This is a genomic window from Vibrio sp. 10N.222.48.A3 (assembly GCF_041475345.1).
Lineage (GTDB): Bacteria > Pseudomonadota > Gammaproteobacteria > Enterobacterales > Vibrionaceae > Vibrio > Vibrio tasmaniensis_A.
In genome coordinates this window covers 1-1,503 of record NZ_JBFRVX010000925.1, presented here as the reverse complement: position 1 = coordinate 1,503, position 1,503 = coordinate 1, and the positions used below count along the sequence as shown (strand labels likewise).

General features: G+C 43.1%; 1 protein-coding gene and 1 pseudogene. Both read left to right on the top strand.

Translation table 11 applies throughout. The features are described 5' to 3' along the window. Positions 1 to 198: pseudogene (locus tag AB4653_RS21890) on the top strand (ClC family H(+)/Cl(-) exchange transporter); the annotation flags it as partial. A gap of 301 nt (positions 199 to 499) precedes the next feature. Beyond that, positions 500 to 1,480 carry a TDT family transporter gene (locus AB4653_RS21885; protein WP_029222915.1) on the top strand — a complete coding sequence of 327 codons (981 nt, stop codon included), beginning with the start codon at positions 500 to 502 and terminating at the stop codon, positions 1,478 to 1,480. The last annotated feature ends 23 nt before the right edge of the window (positions 1,481 to 1,503 follow it).

Sequence of the window (1,503 nt, the reverse complement as noted above, 5' to 3'; positions counted from 1 at the left end):
GGTAGTAGTTATTGGTCAGTTATTGAAATGACCAATAACTACTACCTCATCTTACCGTTGATCATCACCTGCTTAGGCGCGGTAATCATTGCTCAGATGTTAGGTGGTCAGCCAATTTACAGCCAACTACTTAACCGCACGCTGAAAAACGAGAAACTAAGACAGCAAGATCTCCCTCAGCAAGAGGAAGTTCGTTAATTGCATTGAAAACGTCAGTTCAAATGTGGGACTTAAACGTAACTCGTTAAGTTCCACTAATACAATCAAATTCCACTAATACAATAAGCAAACCAAGCTCAATATTTATAGAACACTCAAGAAAATCAAAAACACTTTCATCGCGCTTTATATATCAATTTCGAATCAAAACCTTAAAAGCAAACGTTAAACTTGCTATTATCCACGAAATTATTTACATGCCTAACAACACCGATTGTGAGCATGACTGAACGTTTTGATTAGAGTATACGTTCTACATTTAACTGAGTGGAGCAAGTCGTTGAACTGGAGAAGATTAACCCAAGTAAAGAATGTTCCACCATCTCAGGCGTCTTTAGCACTTGGCGTTATAGGGCTGGGGCAAGCTTGGGCATTATATCTTCCAGGGGTTGGTGAGCTCATTCGTCCTTACCTTGCTGCGTTTGGCGCACTGTTATTGCTGCCCGTTTTACTTCGTTATCTCACAAGTTTTGATACTTTTATCAATGACATTCGCCATCCACTTAGCGGAAGCTTAATGGCGCCGATGAGCATGGCGTTATTGATTCTATGTGACTATCTCGCCGAGATATCTCCAATAATCGCCTATCCAGTCTGGTTCTGCGCGTTGTTGTTGCATTTTACCATGATGGTGTTGTTCTTTAGTTTCCAGATCCTCAATTTCAAAATGTCGAACATTGTGCCGAGTTGGTTCCTGTATCCCGTGGGGTTAATCAGCAGTTCCTTAGCAGGTACACAGTTTGGACACACCGTTTTTTCAGAGACACTGGCGGCCACTTGTATCGGTATCTATTTCCTAATGCTGCCAGTGGTGTTGTACCGCTTGGTATTCGAAGGAAACCTGCCACGTCGAGCAAGACCAACACTCGCAATCATGGCGGCTCCGGTTAACTTATCTTTAGCCGCTTACTTGGTGAACTTCGACAACCCAGATCCGATTCTGACAGGAGCATTGGCTGGCATTGCTATCACCATGACTCTATTGATTTACTTATGTTACATCCGTCTAATGCGTCTTAAGTTCCAACCTTCGATTGCAGCCGTCACCTTCCCGTCCGTGATCAGCGCCATTGCTATGCACCGCTTAACCACATTTTTCGGTGCTGAATACCCACAATGGTATTGGCTGCATAAATTCGGCTTCTTTGAATTAACCATCGCGACCATCCTAGTGATTTGGGTGGCAGGCGGTTATGTGAAAATGTACTGGCCTGAGTTTTTTGATTCTGATTACATGTCCAAAAAGGTTAAGCGTTCTTAAAACGAACGCCAGAAGATCTTACC